This window comes from Halobacterium sp. KA-4, from assembly GCF_021028995.1.
Taxonomy (GTDB): Archaea; Halobacteriota; Halobacteria; order Halobacteriales; family Halobacteriaceae; genus Halobacterium.
In genome coordinates this window covers 43,203-59,498 of record NZ_JAJJZG010000011.1, presented here as the reverse complement: position 1 = coordinate 59,498, position 16,296 = coordinate 43,203, and the positions used below count along the sequence as shown (strand labels likewise).

Annotated in this window: 15 protein-coding genes; 8 read left to right on the top strand and 7 right to left on the bottom strand. The window is 67.8% G+C overall.

Annotation, left to right across the window (positions count from 1 at the left end):
- The first annotated feature begins 69 nt into the window (after positions 1-69).
- The 3 genes from LPA44_RS11705 to LPA44_RS11695 are packed head-to-tail and all read left to right on the top strand — an operon-like array spanning position 70 to position 3,140.
- The gene (locus LPA44_RS11705; RefSeq protein WP_230889769.1) at positions 70-2,259 is read left to right on the top strand and encodes a twin-arginine translocase subunit TatC; all 2,190 of its coding nucleotides are present in this window, start codon (positions 70-72) and stop codon (positions 2,257-2,259) included.
- A 25-nt stretch (positions 2,260-2,284) separates the two neighbouring features.
- Positions 2,285-2,464, top strand: a complete 180-nt coding sequence (locus tag LPA44_RS11700; RefSeq protein ID WP_230889768.1) for a ribbon-helix-helix domain-containing protein — start codon at positions 2,285-2,287, stop codon at positions 2,462-2,464.
- Positions 2,454-3,140, top strand: coding sequence for a queuosine precursor transporter (locus LPA44_RS11695; protein WP_230889767.1), 687 nt, complete (start codon positions 2,454-2,456; stop codon positions 3,138-3,140). Before LPA44_RS11700 ends, LPA44_RS11695 begins: the two co-directional genes overlap by 11 nt.
- Here LPA44_RS11695 and LPA44_RS11690 read toward each other — a convergent pair.
- Positions 3,137-3,913, bottom strand: coding sequence for a 23S rRNA (uridine(2552)-2'-O)-methyltransferase (locus tag LPA44_RS11690; RefSeq protein WP_230889766.1), 777 nt, complete (start codon positions 3,911-3,913; stop codon positions 3,137-3,139). The genes LPA44_RS11695 and LPA44_RS11690 overlap by 4 nt on opposite strands.
- A gap of 114 nt (positions 3,914-4,027) precedes the next feature.
- Complete coding sequence (locus LPA44_RS11685) at positions 4,028-5,518, bottom strand: DUF4382 domain-containing protein (RefSeq protein WP_230889765.1); 1,491 nt, start codon at positions 5,516-5,518, stop codon at positions 4,028-4,030.
- A gap of 260 nt (positions 5,519-5,778) precedes the next feature.
- Here LPA44_RS11685 and LPA44_RS11680 point away from each other — a divergent pair, with 260 nt between their 5' ends.
- Together LPA44_RS11680 and LPA44_RS11675 are read left to right on the top strand one after the other, a co-directional pair.
- Positions 5,779-6,522 carry a DNA polymerase sliding clamp gene (locus tag LPA44_RS11680; RefSeq protein WP_059057976.1) on the top strand — a complete coding sequence of 248 codons (744 nt, stop codon included), beginning with the start codon at positions 5,779-5,781 and terminating at the stop codon, positions 6,520-6,522.
- Positions 6,523-6,663: 141 nt separating this feature from the next.
- The gene (locus LPA44_RS11675) at positions 6,664-6,870 is read left to right on the top strand and encodes a cold-shock protein (RefSeq protein ID WP_230889764.1); all 207 of its coding nucleotides are present in this window, start codon (positions 6,664-6,666) and stop codon (positions 6,868-6,870) included.
- A 119-nt stretch (positions 6,871-6,989) separates the two neighbouring features.
- Here LPA44_RS11675 and LPA44_RS11670 read toward each other — a convergent pair whose 3' ends face one another.
- Genes LPA44_RS11670 through LPA44_RS11660 form a run of 3 tightly spaced genes read right to left on the bottom strand, consistent with a single transcriptional unit; the run spans position 6,990 to position 10,792 of the window.
- Complete coding sequence (locus tag LPA44_RS11670) at positions 6,990-7,403, bottom strand: hypothetical protein (RefSeq protein ID WP_230889763.1); 414 nt, start codon at positions 7,401-7,403, stop codon at positions 6,990-6,992.
- Between the two features lie 57 nt (positions 7,404-7,460).
- The gene (gene ligA / locus LPA44_RS11665; RefSeq protein ID WP_230889762.1) at positions 7,461-9,596 is read right to left on the bottom strand and encodes an NAD-dependent DNA ligase LigA; all 2,136 of its coding nucleotides are present in this window, start codon (positions 9,594-9,596) and stop codon (positions 7,461-7,463) included.
- Between the two features lie 41 nt (positions 9,597-9,637).
- Positions 9,638-10,792 carry an MFS transporter gene (locus tag LPA44_RS11660; RefSeq protein ID WP_230889761.1) on the bottom strand — a complete coding sequence of 385 codons (1,155 nt, stop codon included), beginning with the start codon at positions 10,790-10,792 and terminating at the stop codon, positions 9,638-9,640.
- 156 nt (positions 10,793-10,948) lie between these two features.
- Between LPA44_RS11660 and LPA44_RS11655 the strand changes: the two genes are divergently transcribed.
- The 3 genes from LPA44_RS11655 to LPA44_RS11645 all read left to right on the top strand — a co-directional run bounded on the left by LPA44_RS11655 (position 10,949) and on the right by LPA44_RS11645 (position 14,813).
- Positions 10,949-12,232, top strand: a complete 1,284-nt coding sequence (locus LPA44_RS11655) for an O-acetylhomoserine aminocarboxypropyltransferase/cysteine synthase family protein (RefSeq protein WP_230889760.1) — start codon at positions 10,949-10,951, stop codon at positions 12,230-12,232.
- Positions 12,232-13,413, top strand: a complete 1,182-nt coding sequence (metX, locus tag LPA44_RS11650; protein ID WP_230889759.1) for a homoserine O-acetyltransferase MetX — start codon at positions 12,232-12,234, stop codon at positions 13,411-13,413. The genes LPA44_RS11655 and metX overlap by 1 nt, the downstream gene beginning before the upstream one ends.
- A gap of 104 nt (positions 13,414-13,517) precedes the next feature.
- On the top strand, positions 13,518-14,813 hold the full coding sequence (locus LPA44_RS11645; RefSeq protein WP_230889758.1) for an O-acetylhomoserine aminocarboxypropyltransferase/cysteine synthase family protein: 1,296 nt from the start codon (positions 13,518-13,520) through the stop codon (positions 14,811-14,813).
- On the opposite strand, the gene LPA44_RS11640 is transcribed toward LPA44_RS11645, so the two are convergent.
- Positions 14,814-15,350 (bottom strand): DUF7344 domain-containing protein, encoded by a 537-nt coding sequence (locus tag LPA44_RS11640; protein WP_230889757.1) that lies wholly within the window; start codon positions 15,348-15,350, stop codon positions 14,814-14,816.
- 262 nt (positions 15,351-15,612) lie between these two features.
- Positions 15,613-16,248, bottom strand: a complete 636-nt coding sequence (serB, locus tag LPA44_RS11635; RefSeq protein WP_230889756.1) for a phosphoserine phosphatase SerB — start codon at positions 16,246-16,248, stop codon at positions 15,613-15,615.
- Positions 16,249-16,296: the final 48 nt, after the last annotated feature.

Here is a 16,296-nt window from a genome sequence, read left to right as displayed (position 1 = left end):
GGGCGTTATAGGCTTTCTTTTGGGCGCGGACGGGAAGATTGATAATTCCGAGTGGGTTAGCCCGACTCAATGAGTAGCTCCGGCTCGGGCCCGATAGACCCCAGTACGGCCCGCACCATCGAGTCCGGCCGGCAGACGCTCGGTGTGATGCTCCGGACCGCCCAGTCGAAGCTCCAGCACGTCTTCATCGCGTTCGTCGTCGGGCTAATCGGCGGCATCATGGCGATGCGGCTGTACGTCTGGCCGAAACTCGAGGAAGACCTCCTCGTGGAGACCGCGAACGTCATCGCGCAAACGCCGTTCGACGTCATCCTGATGCAGGTGAAAATCGGCCTGTTCACGGGGGCCGCGCTCGCCATCCCCGTCCTCCTCTACCACGCCCGCGAGCCGCTCGTGGAGCGCGAAATCATCCCCGACGTCTCCGTCTCCCGGCTCAACGTCGCGCTCGTCGCGCTGGTCTGTGCGGGACTGGCGTCCGCCGGCGTCGCGTACGCGTACTTCCTGTTCTTCCCGCTGATGTTCGAATTCCTCGCGAGCAACGCCGTGGGCGCGGGGCTCGCGCCGAAGTACTCCATCGTGAAGTGGACCGAGTTCATCCTCTTCCTCGCGCTCTCGTTCGCGCTCGCGGCCCAACTCCCGCTGGCCGTGTCGGCGTTCTCGTACTCCGGTATCATCCCCTACGAGACGTTCCGCGATAAGTGGAAGTACGCGGTCGTCGGCATCTTCGCGTTCGGCGCGTTCTTCTCGCCGCCGGACCCGTTCACCCAGATTCTGTGGGCGTCCCCGCTCATCCTGCTGTACGGCCTCTCGCTGTACTGCGCGAAGGTCGTGGTGACGATGAAGCGCGGCCGCGAGCACGTCGACGTCCGCGGCGTGTTCCGCGAGCGCTGGAACCGCGTGCTCGGCGTCGGCGTGCTCGGGTTCGCCGCGGGTTACGCGACCGGCCAGTACGGCGGCATCGAAGCGTTCAACGCCGGCCTCGAATTCATCGGGTCGTCGGTCCGCGTCCCGACCGTCAGTGACGTGCTCGGCGTCGACCCGGCGACCGGCTATCTCGTGCTCGGCGGAGCGTTCGCGGTCGTCGCGCTCACCGCGGCGGCGCTATACTACACGTACGTCGCCATCGACCGCGCCGCCCAGCAGGTCGCACAGTCCCGGCTCGGGCAGCCCGAGAACCCCGGTGACATCGACCTCAACGAACTCCACGCCGCGGGTGTGCGGGCCGCGCCCCCGGAAGCGTTCGCGTCGCTGACCGAGGACGAGGCGCTCGCGACGGCCAACCGCGCGCTCGAAGCCGACGACGACGAGAAGGCGCAGGCGGTCCTCAACCGCTTCGACGAGGTCCACGCCGACCTCGACGAGGAAGCCGTCGAAGCAGAGCAGGCCGCCGCGGACGAAGAGTCGAACACGGTCCAGAGCACGGCCGCGGGGATGATGGACGCGTTCACCGAGGAGGAGACCACCGAGGACGACATCGGCGGCTACTACTACGACATCCGGTTCGTGTTCTCCAGCCTGCGCTCGCGGGCGTTCCGCATCGTCGGGACGTTCATGGCGCTGATGGTCGGCATCTTCGGGTGGCTCTACTACGGCGGGTTCCGGGAGGTCCGGGACAACTTCATCGCGCGCATCCCGGCGGACGTCCGGCCGCTGGCGACCGGCGGCGAGTGGCCCATCACGCTCCACCCCGTCGAGGCGCTCGTCTTCCAGGTGAAGATTTCCGTTGTGTTGGCCGCCATTGGCACGCTTCCCGTCATCATCTACTACATCTGGCCCGCGCTCTCCGACCGTGGCTGGGTGACCGGCGACCGCCGCGTCATCGCCGTCTGGGGCGGCGGGCTTGTCGGCGGCCTCGCGCTCGGGAGCTACCTCGGGTACTCGTTCGTCGCGCCCGAGGTCATCTCGTTCCTCGTCTACGACGCGCTCGACGCCGGCATGGTAATCAGTTTCACCGTCAGCACGTTCGCGTGGATGGTGTTCCTGCTGACCGTGGGTATCGGCATCCTCGTCGACATCCCGGTGACGATGGTGCTGTTTCACGCCGGCGGCATCGTCTCCTACCAGACGATGCGGCGGCGCTGGCGCGTGCCGGTCATCAGCGCGTTCGCGTTCAGCGCGCTCGTCACCCCCGACAGCCTCTACACGATGCTGCTCATCGCGTTGCCCATCGCCATCATGTACCTCGTCGGGCTCGCCATCCTCGCCGTCGTGACACTCGGCGGCCGCCGCGGCGGCTCCGCCTCGACACGAACGGCTTAAGATATTCCCACGGTATTCTCGGGGTATGCCCAAGATAAGCGTCGAGATTCCCGAGGAGCTCCTGGAGGACCTCGACGGCCACGTCGGCGACGACGGCAAGTACGTGAACCGCAGCGACGCCATCCGTGCGTCCATCCGGAAGAACCTCGACATCCTCGACGAAATCGACGAACGCCATGGGAGGCTCGACGACAATGCGGAGTGAGGACCGCCTCGTCGCCGGGCAGGTCGCACTCGTCGGGCTGTTCGTCACCGCGCTCGTCACTGCCCAGCTCACGGCGTCGAAACTCCTCCTATTTCAGATTCCGTTCTCGCTGCCGTTCACCGGGTCGTCGCTGGTGATGCCAGGCGCGGCGCTGGCGTACGCGCTGACGTTCTTCGCGTCGGACTGCTACTCCGAGCTGTACGGCCGCCGTGCCGCCCAGGTGCTCGTGAACGTCGGGTTCGCGATGACGCTCGTAATGCTCGCGCTCGTCTACACCACCATCGTCGCGCCCATCGCGCCGTTCTCCGGCGTCGGCCAGTCGGAGTTCGCCGGCGTGCTCTGGTCGTCAGCGAACATCGTCACCGGCAGCCTGCTGGCGTACGTCGTCAGCCAGAACTGGGACGTGCTCGCGTTCCACGCCATCCGCCGCCGCACCGACGGCGCGTACCTCTGGCTGCGCAACGTCGGCTCCACGGCCACCAGCCAGGTCATCGACACCGTCATCTTCGTCACCGTCGCGTTCTGGGCGGCACCGCTGGTGCTTGGCGTCGGGCCGGTCTACGGACAGAACCAGATTCTCTCGCTCATCGTCGGACAGTACGTCCTCAAACTCGGCATCGCAGTCGCCGACACGCCGTTCGTCTACGGCGTCCGGCGGCTGCTCGCGGACCGCTAGTCGCGGCGCTCAGCGAACCCGAAGTTCGGCTTCACGTCCGTCACTTCCACCTCGATAGTCTCGCCCTCGTCGGCATCCGCGACGAACAGCGTGTAGCCGTCGACCTTCGCGACGCCGTCGCCCTCGTCGCCCTCGTCGACGATGTCGACCTCGATAGTCTCGCCCTTCTCGATGGGCGCGTTCACGCGGTTCTTCGCGACTACGTACAGCTCCGAAGAGGAATCACGCGACGCGTCCGGCGTGTACGTCCGCGTGAACGCGAACTCCTCCTCGACGTCCGCGAGGTAGTCCTGGTAGTCCTGGCCGTCGAAGACCTTCGCGACGAAGTGCCCGCCGTCGTTCAGTAACTCGCGGGCCGTATCCAGCGCCATCCGCGCGAGGTGCACGGAGCGAGCGTGGTCGAGGTTGTACTCGCCGGTCATGTTCGGGGCCATGTCCGAGATGACGACGTCGACGCCGCCCGGCGCGGCGCGCTCGATGTCCTCGCGCGTGTCCTCCTCGGTCATGTCGCCCTTGATGGTCTGGACGCCCGCCTCGGCATCCTCGATTTCGTCGATGCGCTGGAAGTCCACGCCGACGACCTTCCCGCGTGCGCCGGTCTCCTCGGCGGCGACCTGCAGCCAGCCACCGGGTGCCGCGCCGAGGTCGACGACCGTCGCGCCGCCGAAGAGGACGTCGAACTCGTCGTCGATCTGCTGGAGCTTGTACGCCGCCCGCGTCCGATAGCCCTCCTGCTTGGACTTGTTGTAGTAGTGGTCTTTCCCGTTCCCCATGGTTAGTTACGAGAAGTACGGCGGCCGGACTGAAAACCACGTCGCTCCGGGTGCTACGGCATGTCGGCGCGAAAAACCGCAGAAGAGTCGCCCGCAGTCAGCAGCGGTAGGCCGTCAGTTCGCGGCCGCTGCCGTCGTCGAATCCAGCGTGATTGTCTCGCCGTCCGACGTCACCGTCACCTCGGTGTCGAGGCTCACGTCGTCGGGCACCACGAACGTCAATTCACCGTCCTCGTTCGTCTCGCCGACGACTTCGCCGTCCACGGCGACCGTGGCGTCCTCGACGGCGTCGCCCTCACCGTCGGTCACGACGACGGTGGCGTTCTCGCCGGGCGCAAGACTGCCCTCGAGGACCGCGCCGAGTTCGACCTCGCTGTCGGTCTCGTTCTCGGCGTCACTGTCGTCACTATCGCCGTCGTCACTCTCGGACTCGCCGAGTTCGAACTCAAGTTCGGCTTCGGCTTCGCCGTACGCGCTGTCCTCGCTCGTTGAGGCTTCGAGTTCGAACTCCTCGGCGTCCGCGGGCACGCTCACCGAGGCCGTCCCGTTCGCGTCGGTCGTCACGACGACGTCCTCGTTCACGGTGACCGTCGCGTTCTCGACGGGGTCGCCGTTCTGGGTGACGCGCACCGTGGCGTTCTCGCCGGCGGACACGTTCCCGACGAAGTTGGCTTCGAGTTCGGCCTCCTCTTCGTCGGCTTCGACGTCCACCCGCTCGATGGGGACGTCGGTCCCGGACTCGCTGGCGACCGGCTTCAGGATGTACTTCCCGCTGTTACCGGCTTCGAACACCGTGATGTCGAAGACGAAGTCGACGTCGCTGCTCTGGTTCACGGTGAAGTCCTCGTTCAGGTGGAGCTTCTGACTCGGGAGCTTCACGTTCACCTGTTCGCCGGTCTTCAGCGTCCCTTCGACCTCACCGACGTGGACGAACACCTTCTCGTACTCGCCCGCGGGGACGCTCATGTTCCCCAGGAACGTCGCGTTCGCGCCCTGCAGTTCGGTCAGGTCGACGGTGCGGTTGTCGACCTCGTGCTCGATCCACTCGGCGTCGCCCTCGTCGTCACTCTCGGACTCGCTCTCGTACGCGAATTCCAGCGAGGCTGCGCTCTCGCCGTACTCGCTGTCCGAGTCCGTCTCGGCCTCGACCATGAACTCCTCGGCGTCAGCGGGCACTTGCACCGTCGCGGTGCCGTCGGCATCCGTCGTCACCGTCGTCTCCGTGTCGTCAGCCGAGACCACGATGGTGCTGTTCGCGACGGCCGCCCCGTCGTGCGTGAGCGTCACGGTGGCGTTCTCGCCGGCCGTGACGTTTCCGTCGACGGCGAGTTCGAGTCCGTTCTCGCTCTCGGATTCGACCTCCCACTCGCCGGACGCGGACGCGTTCGCGTCCGCCGCCGAGGTCTGCGCGAACCCGACGCTCGTCACGGTCACGTTCAGGTGCTCGAATTGACTGATTGCGTTCTGTTCGTCGCTCACGTAGAACTGGACGGTCCCGCTCTCGCCGTCCGCTGTCTGTGCCCCGTTCGGGCCCGCGATGCCGCCGGCACAACCGGCGAGCATCACGAGCGCGGCCACGAGGAGACTGGCTGCGGTGCGTTTCATGTGCGTTCGACCCCACGGGCCACACACACGTAAAGGGACCAAGCCGTAAAGGCGGTCAACGGCCGGATTAACCCGGATTAACCCGGGTTAACGGTACGCTGCCCCGTTCGGCTGGCTCGTCGGTGGTACGTTTACGACCACGAGCGACCACGGCACCGGTAGCGCCCGCCGGCTTCCGGCGACCTCGCTACCGTCTCGCGATTTACGCGCGCACGCGGAACGTGGGGCTTTTTAGTCCCTGATTGCGTAGCAATTCGCATATGTTCAAGGCGATTGTGAGCGCCGACACGCTCCGGGAAACGCTCGACTCCGTGAGCGTGCTGGTGGACGAATGCAAGATCCACCTCGACGAAGACGGCCTCTCCATCCGCGCTGTCGACCCCGCGAACGTCGGCATGGTCGACCTCGACCTCGGGGCGGCCGCGTTCGAATCCTACGAAGCCGACGGCGGCATCATCGGCGTCAACCTCTCCCGACTGGAGGACATCGCCGGCATGGCCGACACCGACCAGCTCGTCCAACTCGAACTCGACGAGGAGACCCGCAAGCTCCACATCCAAATCGACGGCCTCGAGTACACGCTCGCGCTCATCGACCCCGACTCCATCCGTCAGGAACCCGACATTCCGGACCTCGACCTCTCCGCAAACGTCGTCATCGAAGGCGCGGACATCGACCGCTCCGTCCGCGCCGCCGACATGGTCTCGGACCACATCGCGCTCGGCGTCGACGCCGCCGACGAACTGTTCTACGTCGACGCGGAAGGCGACACCGACGACGTCCACCTCGAACTCACCCGCGACGACCTCATCGACCTGGAAGCGGGCGACGCCCACAGCCTGTTCAGTCTCGACTACCTCAAGGACATGAACAAGGCCATCCCGAAGGACGCGGAGGTCGAACTCGAACTCGGCGACGAGTACCCCGTCAAGATTCACTTCGACATCGCCGAAGCGCAGGGCCACGTCACCTACATGCTCGCGCCGCGCATCCAGAGCGACTAACCCGCACTTTTCCTGCGCTCGCGGCTGCTTGCTGATACCGACTGATTAGCGTTCGCGATTTCTGGACGTTCGTCTGCCGACCCTCGTGCTACCCTTCCTCTCGGAATGGTTATACGTGTATCCCGCCTATATTTGGTTGTAATGGCAGAAGGCAAGGTTGATTTCTTCAACCAGACTGGCGGCTACGGTTTCATCACGACTGACAGCGACGACGTTGACGACGACGAGGACGTGTTCTTCCACATGGAGGACGTCGGCGGCGAGGACCTCACCGAGGGGACGAGCATCGAATTCGACATCGAGCAGGCTCCCAAGGGTCCCCGCGCGACGAACGTCGTCCGCGCGTAACTCCGGATTTCTGAACTAACGGCGGTTCTTTTCCGCTCTCTCGTCGCGTAGCGACGCGGCCGAGCGGTGAATTCTTCACACTCCGAGTGGCATCAGCGACGCCCCCGTTCGAGAGGGCGTCACCGGCGAGTCAGCACGCCCGGCGCGTGGATGTCGAACGCGAGCGCGTCGTCCCCGCCGTCACTCGGGTAGAAGTGCACGTGGTCCTCGTCGGTCGGGTTCCGGTTGTTCTCGTACACCTCGTACTGGACGACGTACTGCCGAGCGACTGCGACGTCCTCGCGCCGTGTTTCACCCTGCGGCTCGACGTCGATTGACTCCGAGTAGGCTCTCGCGTCACTCCGCGACAGGTCGCTCCCCACGTGGAACAGGCTCAGTTCGACCGTGAACGGACTATCCGTATGGTTGAACAGCGTCACGTCGAGCGTCGCAGACCGCGACGAGAGCGCGCTACAACCCGCGACTGACGCCAGCGATGCCACGCCGGCCGCGAGGACCGCACGCCGCGACACGAGCTGGGAGGGCTCGGACATAGCACAGTGCTGCACGCGACGACACGTATTGGTTTGGGCGCGGTAGCCCGAGGCTGCCTACCGGTCCACACTCACGCCGCGTTCGTCGAGCAACTCGAAGAACTCGTCGGGCGAGAGTTCGGGGACGTCGTGTCGGTCGGCGTCCTCGCGCTTGCGCTCGCCGGGGTTGTCGCCGACGACGAGATAGTTGGTGTTCCCGGACACCGAGGAGGGCGCGTCGCCGCCGTGGCGCACCACGAGGTCCTGGAGGTCGTCGCGCGTCCAGCCCTCGACGCTCCCCGTGAAGACGACGGTGAGGTCCTCGACTTCGTCGCCCCGGACCTCCGAAGGGGATTCGGGTTCGCCGAGGCGGTCCTCGTCGCGGAGGCGCTCGATGACACGGCGGTTGCGTTCGTTGTCGAGGAACTCCCGAACGTGGCCGGCGACCACCTCACCGATGCCCTCCACCTCGCGGAGGTCGCTCTCGTCGGCGGAAAGCAGTGCGTCCAGCGTCTCGAAGTGCTCGGCGAGGTCGTGCGCGACCGTCGGCCCGACCTCGGGGATACCGATGGCCGCGAGGAACTCGCCCAGCGGCGGGTGGCGCGCGGCGTCCAACTCCGCGAGCAGGTTCTGCGCGCTCTTCTCGCCCCACCCCTCGAGTTCCGCGAGGTCCTCTTCCGTGAGTTCGTAGAGGTCCGCGACGTCCTCCTCGACGAGTCCTTCCTCGACGAACTGCTTGGCGGCCTCCTCACCGATGCCCTCGATGTCGAGCACGTCCGCGAAGTAGCCGACCGCGCGCACGAGCTGCGCGGGGCACGCCAGCCCCCCAGTGCAGTACGCGATTGGGCCGTCGTACTCCACGTCGCTCCCGCAGCGCGGGCACTCGTCGGGCATCTCGAAATAGCCCGCGGTGTGCGATTCGACCACTTCGTCGACGTACGGAATCACGTCGCCGGCGCGTTCGACGCGCACCTCGTCGCCGACGTCGACGCCCAGTTCCGCGATTTCCTCCTGGTTGTGGAGGCTCGCGCGGGACACCGTGACACCGCCGACTTCGACGGGTTCGAGCAGCGCGACCGGCGTCAGGCGCCCCGTCCGGCCGACCTGCACGACGACGTCCGTGACTTTCGTGACTTCCGCGCGTGGTGGGAATTTGTACGCGTACGCCCACCGGTAGTGGCGGGACGTGACGCCCAGGTTGACGCAGGTCTGGCGGTTGTCGACTTTGAGGACGACGCCGTCGATTTCGTAGTTCAGGTCCTCGCGCACGTCAGCGAGGTCGTGTCGGAACTCGATTGCTGCCTGGACGTCGTCGGCGAGTTCGGTGCGCTCGTTGACCTTCAGCCCCCAGTCGGGGAGCGCCTCGTGTTCCGCCCAGTGCGTGTCGAGGCCGGCGTCGAGGCCGCCGCGGGACGGCCCCGTCTCGATTGCGTCCCTCGATTCGCCGGCCGCCAAAATGTCGTAGAAGAAGCAGTCGAGGGGGCGTTCGGCGGTGACGCTCGGGTCGAGTTGGCGCAGCGTCCCGGCGGCGGCGTTGCGCGGGTTCGCGAACGGCTCCTCGCCGCGCTCGACGCGTTCGGCGTTGTACTCCTGGAACGCGTCCCGCGGGATGTACACCTCGCCACGCACTGCGAGGAAGTCCGGCGGGTCCCCGCGGAGGCGCTGGGGGACGCTCTCGATGGTGCGGACGTTCTCCGTGACGTCCTCGCCGGTTTCGCCGTCGCCGCGCGTGGCGGCGCGTAGGTACCGGCCCTCCTCGTAGACGACTTCCACGGAGAGGCCGTCGAACTTCGGCTCGCAGACGAAGTCCGTCTCACCCACCTCGCGTTCGACGCGGTCGGCAAACTCTCTGACGTCGGCCTCCTCGCCGCTGGAGTCGATGGAGAGCATCGGCGCGACGTGGTCCACGGTCCCGAGTTCCTCGACGGGTTCGCCACCGACGCGCTGCGTGGGGCTGTCCTCCGTCTGGAGGCCGAAGGCGTCCTCTAACTGTTGGAGGCGCTCGAACAGCTGGTCGTAGGCGTAGTCGGAGATGACGGGGTCGTTCTCGACGTAGTAGCGGTAGTCGTGGTAGCGGACGGCCTCCCGGAGCAGTTCCACCTGTTCCTCGGCGTCGTCTTCGTCGATGTCGTCGACGGGCGCGAAGTCAGTGTCGGGGTCTCGGATGTAGGGGTTGTCCTCGGGCGCGTCTTCGAGCACGTCCGCGTCGGCCATACGGCGGCGTACGAACCCCCGGGTGGTAAGCAGTTGGGGCGTTACGCCTCGTCCAGTCGCAGCAGCGCGGGGAGCGCGAGCGCTGCGAGCAGGAGTTCGGCCCCGCCCGCGAGCACGAACGCGGTGGTGAAGTCGTACTGTTCGGCAACCCAGCCGCCGCCCACAATCCCGGTGAGGAAGCCCAGCGAGCCCGCGACGTTGAACCCGCCCATGCTGACGCCGCGCTCGTCCTCGCCCGCGATGTCGGTGACGAGCGCCATCGTCGCGGGGGACATGAGCGCGCCGAGGACGCCGACGACGACCATCCCGCCCTGCGCGAGGCGGACGTGGGGCGCGAGCCCGATAGCGAGCACGGCGATGCCGTAGGTCGCGGAACCGGCGGCGATGGGAATCGTGCGGCCGATGCGGTCGGAGAGCCGGCCGAAGGGGTACTGGAGGAGCGCGAACGGCGCGAAGAAGAGTGCGAGCGTGAGGCCGACCGCGCCGGCGTCAAGGCCGAACACCTGCCGGAAGTACAGCGAGCCGACGAGCGCGAAGAAGCCGGCGGTGAACCGGTCGATGAACCCGAACGCGAACGGGACGCTCAGCGTCGGCCGGTTGCGGAGCACGCGGAGGCCCGCGCGCAGGGACTCGCCGTGGCCGCTAGGCGCGCGGTCGGGGACACGGAGCGCGGCGACGCCAGCGACCGCGAGCACGGCGCAGCCGGCGACAAGCGGGAGTTTCGGGTCGAGTTCGGTGAGGCGGCCGCCGACGGGCGCGCCGAGCGCGGTGCCGGAGCCGATGGCGATGCCGGCAGCACCCATGTCTTTCCCGTGGTCGCCCGAGAGGTCCATCAGCATCGTCATCGCCAGCGAGAACGCGCCGATGGTGGCCGCGCCCTGCGCCGCGCGGAGCACGAGCACGGTGCCGAAGTCGACGTCGAGGAGGGCGAGCGCGGCGTAGCCGAGGCTCCCGCCGAGCGCGCCCGCGGCGATGAACGGGACGCGGCGGCCGGCGCGGTCGCTGGCGACGCCCCAAACGCCCGCGAACGCGACGAACGCCGCGAACTCCGCGGCGAGGAACCAGCGACTCCCGGTGTCCGGGTCGTCGGCACCGAACGCCGCGACGAGGTCGGCCGCACCCGGGTAGAGGAGGACTTGGGCGAACAGCACCGCGAACACGACGCCCGCGAGCGCTGCGCGTTCGCGTCGAACCATACTTGTGCTTGCGTGCGCGCCGTCAAGAACGCGCCGGAATCGGCTACACCGCTCGGTGTCGGCCCGTTGGCCGGATGAGCCGCCGTCCCGTCTCGTCTGGGCAAGCGTTGCCGTAACTGCCATGCATATTCTTTTCGGGCTATATTACTTCAGTACATGACTGATGCGAGCGGCGGGCGACACACCCGCAGCGTCCACGCGGGCCAGGAGCCCGACGAGACAGGGGCGCGCGCCCCGCCCATCTACCAGACCACGTCGTACGTCTTCCCGGACGCCGACGACGCCGCCGACAGGTACGCCCTGGAGTCCGAGGCAGACGTCTACTCGCGCATCTCCAACCCCACGGTGTCGACGCTGGAGGACCGCCTCGCGAGCCTCGAAGGCGGCGTCGACGCCGTCGCCACGAACGCCGGCATGGGGGCCATCGACGGCATCACCACCGTGCTCGCCGAAGCCGGCCGGAACATCGTCGCCAGCGAGGACATGTACGGCGGTACCGGCACGTACTTCTCGCACATCGCCGGCAAGCGCGGCGTCGACACCCGGACCGTGGACGCCCTCGACCCCGCGGCTGTCGAGGCGGCCATCGACGAGGACACCGCGTTCGTCCACGTCGAGACCATCGCGAACCCGTCGCTCGTCACGCCCGACTTCGAGGCCATCGCGGACGTCGCCCACGACCACGCCGTCCCGCTCGTCGTGGACAACACGTTCGCCACCCCGCACCTCTGCCGGCCAATCGAGCACGGCGCGGACATCGTTTGGGAGTCCACAACCAAGTGGCTCCACGGCGCGGGCACGACTCTGGGTGGCGTCGTCGTGGACGGCGGCACTTTCCCGTGGGACCACCCCGACGCCGACTTCCCCGAACTCTCCGGCGAGAACCCTGCGTACGGCTTCGACTTCACGGAGCGCTTCGGCGACCGCGCGCTCGCCGCGGCCGTCCGCCAGCGCGCCGTCCGCGCCACCGGCACCGGCCAGACGCCCTTCGACGCCTGGCAGACGATGCAGGGCGTCGAGACGCTCCCGCTGCGGATGGACCGCCACTGCGAGAACGCCGCCGCGCTCGCTGACTTCCTCGCGGACCACGAGGACGTCGCGTGGGTCTCCTACCCCGGTCACGACGACCACCCTACACACGACGCCGCCAGCGAGTACTTGGATGATGGTTACGGTGGGATGCTCACGTTCGGCCCCGAGGGCGGCTTCGACGCCGCGAAGGCCGTCTGCGAGGGCGTCGAGTTGGCGTCGTTCGCGGCGAACGTCGGTGACGCGAAGACGCTCGTCATCCACCCCGCGAGCACCACGCACGCACAGCTCTCCGAGGACGAGCAGCGCGCCGCGGGCGTCCGCCCCGACATGATTCGCGTCTCCGTCGGCATCGAGGACACCGCGGACGTGCTCGCGGATTTCGACCGAGCGCTGGAGGACGCCCACTGATGCCCACGACTACCTTCGACGAGTTCGAGTTCGAGAGCGGGCAGACAATCGAGGATTTCACCGTCGCCTACGAGACGTACGGCGAATTCACGGGCGACAACGCGGTCCTCGTCTGCCACGCACTCACGGGCAGCCAGCACGTCCGCGGCCGCGGCGACGGCCAGGGCCGCGGCTGGTGGCACGACGTCGTCGGGCCCGGGAAGGCCATCGACACGAACGAGTACTACGTCGTCTGCGCGAACGTCCCCGGGTCGTGCTACGGCACGGACGGCCCCGCCAGCGAGGGGCCGGACGGCGAACCGTGGGGCACGGACTTCCCGCCGGTCACGGTGGGCGACTGGACGCGCAGCCAGCGCCGCCTGCTCGACGACCTCGGCGTCGGCCGCCTCCACGCCGTCCTCGGCGGCAGCGTCGGCGGCATGAACGCCCTCGACTGGGCGCGTCGCTTCCCCGACGACGCCCGCCGCGTCGCCGCCATCGCCGCCGCGCCTCGGCTCGACGCGCAGTGTCTCGGCCTGAACGCGGTCGCACGCCGCGCCATCCGCGGCGACGCGAATTGGAACGGCGGCGACTACTACGACGGCGAGTTCCCCGAGCAGGGCCTCGCGCTCGCCCGCCAACTCGGCCATTTGATGTACCTCTCGAAGGACTCCATGGAGCGGAAGTTCGGCCGCCGCACCGCGGGCCGCGAAGCCGGCAGCGACGCGTTCCCCGTGGACGACGCGGGCGCGTTCTTCCCGTACCGGGACGTCGAATCCTATCTCGACTACCAGGCCGAGAAATTCACCGACCGCTTCGACGCAAACAGCTACCTCTACCTGACGCGCGCGATGGACGACTACGACCTCGCGGAGGGCTACGATTCGGACGCCAGCGCCGTCGGCGCGTTCGCCGGCGAAGCCCTGCTGGTGTCGTTCACGGGCGACTGGCACTTCACGGTCGACCAGAGCGAGGGCGTCACGCAGGCGTTCCGCGAGCAGGAAGTCCCAGTCTCGCACCACGTCGTCGAATCCGACCACGGCCACGACGCGTTCCTCGTCGAACCCGAGTCCGTCGGCCCGCCAGTCCGGGACTTCCTCGCGAACGGCGTCGCCGGCCGCGCCGTCACCGACACCGTCGACCACGACGACGACCGTCGGACGCTGTACGCCCCCGTCCACAACAGCCTCTTCTCGGGGTAGCAGTCCTCTCTCGTCGAATTTACGTCCGAGCGAGCGTCACCGTACCCGGCAGGAACTGCGGGCGACCCCCCGGCTTAACGACCCCGGGGCACGCAGTACCACGCATGGGAGACGGAGACGACTACGGTTTCGACACGAACAGCGTCCACGCGGGCCAAGAAGTCGACCCGGCGACCGGGTCGCGCGCGCCGCCAATCTACCAGACGACGTCGTACGTCTTCGAGGACAGCGACGACGCGGCCGCGCAGTTCGCCCTAGAGAAGCCGGGGTACATCTACTCGCGGCTGATGAACCCGACCGTCGAGACGCTCCAGGAGCGCCTCGCGGCGCTGGAGGGCGGCATCGGCGCCATCGCGACGTCTTCGGGGATGGCGAGCCTGGACCTCGCGACGTTCGTGCTCGCGAGCGCGGGCGACAACATCGTCGCGTCCAGCGACCTCTACGGCGGGACGTACACGTACCTCACGCACAGCGTCGAACGACGCGGCGTTGAGACGGAGTTCGTGGATGCCCTCGACTACGACGCCTACGAGGAGGCCATCGACGAGGACACCGCCTACGTGCTCGTCGAGACCATCGGCAACCCGAGTCTGACGACGCCGGACTTCGAGCGCCTCGGCGAGATTACGGACGAAGCGGGCGTCCCGCTCATCGTGGACAACACGTTCGCGACGCCGTACCTCTGCAACCCGCTCGAGCACGGCGCGGACATCGTCTGGCACTCCACTACGAAGTGGATTCACGGCGCCGGCACTACCGTCGGCGGCGCGCTCGTCGACGGCGGCGAGTTCCCGTGGGAGGAGTACGCGGACAAATTCCCGGAAGTCGCGAAGGACAACCCCGCCTACCACGGCGTAAATTTCGCGGAGCGCTTCGGGGACGCGGCGTTCACGTACACCGCCATCGCGCGCGGCCTCCGCGACCTCGGCAACCAGCAGTCGCCGTTCGACGCGTGGCAGACCCTCGAGAAGCTGGAGTCGCTACCGCTGCGCATGGAGAAACACTGCGAGAACGCCCAGAAGGTCGCCGAGTACCTCGTCGACCACGAGGACGTCGCGTGGGTCACGTATCCCGGGCTGGAGGACCACCCGACCCACGACAACGCCACGGAGTACCTGGACGGCGGCTACGGCGGGATGATTACCTTCGGATTGGAAGCCGGCTACGAGGCCGCCAAGGAGACCACAGAGAACACCGACCTCGCGAGCCTGCTGGCGAACGTCGGTGACGCGAAGACGCTCATCATCCACCCCGCCAGCACCACCCACCAGCAGCTCACCGACGAGGAGAAGGAGGCCGCGGGCGTCCGCGACGACCTCGTGCGGCTGAGCGTCGGCATCGAGGACCCCGCGGACGTGGTCGCGGACCTCGAAGCCGCCATCGAGGAGGCCTCGCGGTAGTCAGTCCCGCAGTCGGTGGACGAGCGTGCTCCGCTGGCTGTACGTCTGGTACGCCGCGGACGCCACGAGCACGGCGAAGACGGCGACTGCCCAGACGCTCGCGCCCACCGCGCTCACGCCCGGGACGCCGACTTCGGCCGCAGTCACGAGGAGCGCGCCGAGCACGCCCAGCGCGGCGTAGTACTCGGCGTACGAGAGGCCGTACTTCGGGACGACCTCCATGTAGACGCCGACCGCGGGCGCGTTCTCCGCGGGCCGCACTTCCTTGGTCTGTTCGTCGTACTCCACGATGCCGAGCTCCGCGAGCTTCGGCAGGTGGGTCTGTTGGAGCGAGATGTAGACGCTCTGTCGGACGTTGCGGGGCGGTGGCTCCTCGCCGGTCTCCCGCGCCGCGATGACTTCCGAGAGCTCCCGCGCGGTCACCGGCTCTTCGGCGTCGCCGAGCAGTTCGATGACCATGCGCCGCCGGTCGTTGCGGAGGACGTCGTGGATGTCGGTCTCGGGGAGTTCGTCCGTGTCCGGTTTGTCGGCCGCCACTACCCCTCGATTTGTCGTTTCAGCCAATCAACCTTCCGTTGCCGACGCGCCGCCAATCACGTGAGGAAAGCGACCTTAACGACCAATTAAGCAAGAGTGAGAGGGGTGTAGCGGAAGTCGCCCGGGTCGGTATCGCTCAGTGTGCCCTGGCCGTCCGGCCCGGGAAACCCCGCGACTCCACCCGTCGCGGGTTTCTCGTCACACGCTTCAACGAGGTACGCGGAATCCCTTCGCCCGCAGCACCTGCGGGCGGTTCTATCCCTTACAGAACCTTCCGCTCGCGCAGCAGCGCCTCTAATTCCGCCATCGACGCGACGACCGTGTCGCAGTGCTCCTCCACGCCGGGTTTCGGCTGGAAGCCGACGCCGCAGCCGGCCTCGTCGAGCATCGGCGCGTCGTTGGCACCGTCACCGACGGCCACGGAGTCCGCCACGTCCACACCGAACTCGGCACAGATGTCCACGAGCGCGTCGTCTTTCGTCCCCTCGATGAGCGGGCCCTCCACGTCGCCCGTGAGTTCGCCGTCGGCCTCCGGCAGACTGTTGGCGACGACGCGGTCGACGGTCACACCCGCGGCGTCGAGCGCGGCCTCCACGCCGGGCCCGAACCCGCCCGTGAGCACGACGACGCGGACGCCGTCGTCCGAGAGTTTCCCGAGCAGTTCGCCCGCGCCGTCCCGCAGGCGGACGTCGCTGTACACGTCGGCGGCGTCCGTCGAGGAGAGGCCACCGACGAGGCTGGCGCGCTCGCGGAGGCTCTCGGCATAGGAGAGCTCCCCGCGCATCGCGCGCTCGGTGATACTGGACACTTCGTCACCGACGCCGTGGTGGGCGGCGAGGCGGTCCATCATCTCCGAGTCCGCGAGCGTGCCGTCGAAGTCGAACGCGACGAGCGTCATTAGCGCGGCCTAGGCGACGGGCAGGGAAAAGCGTCGCTCCTCTGGCAG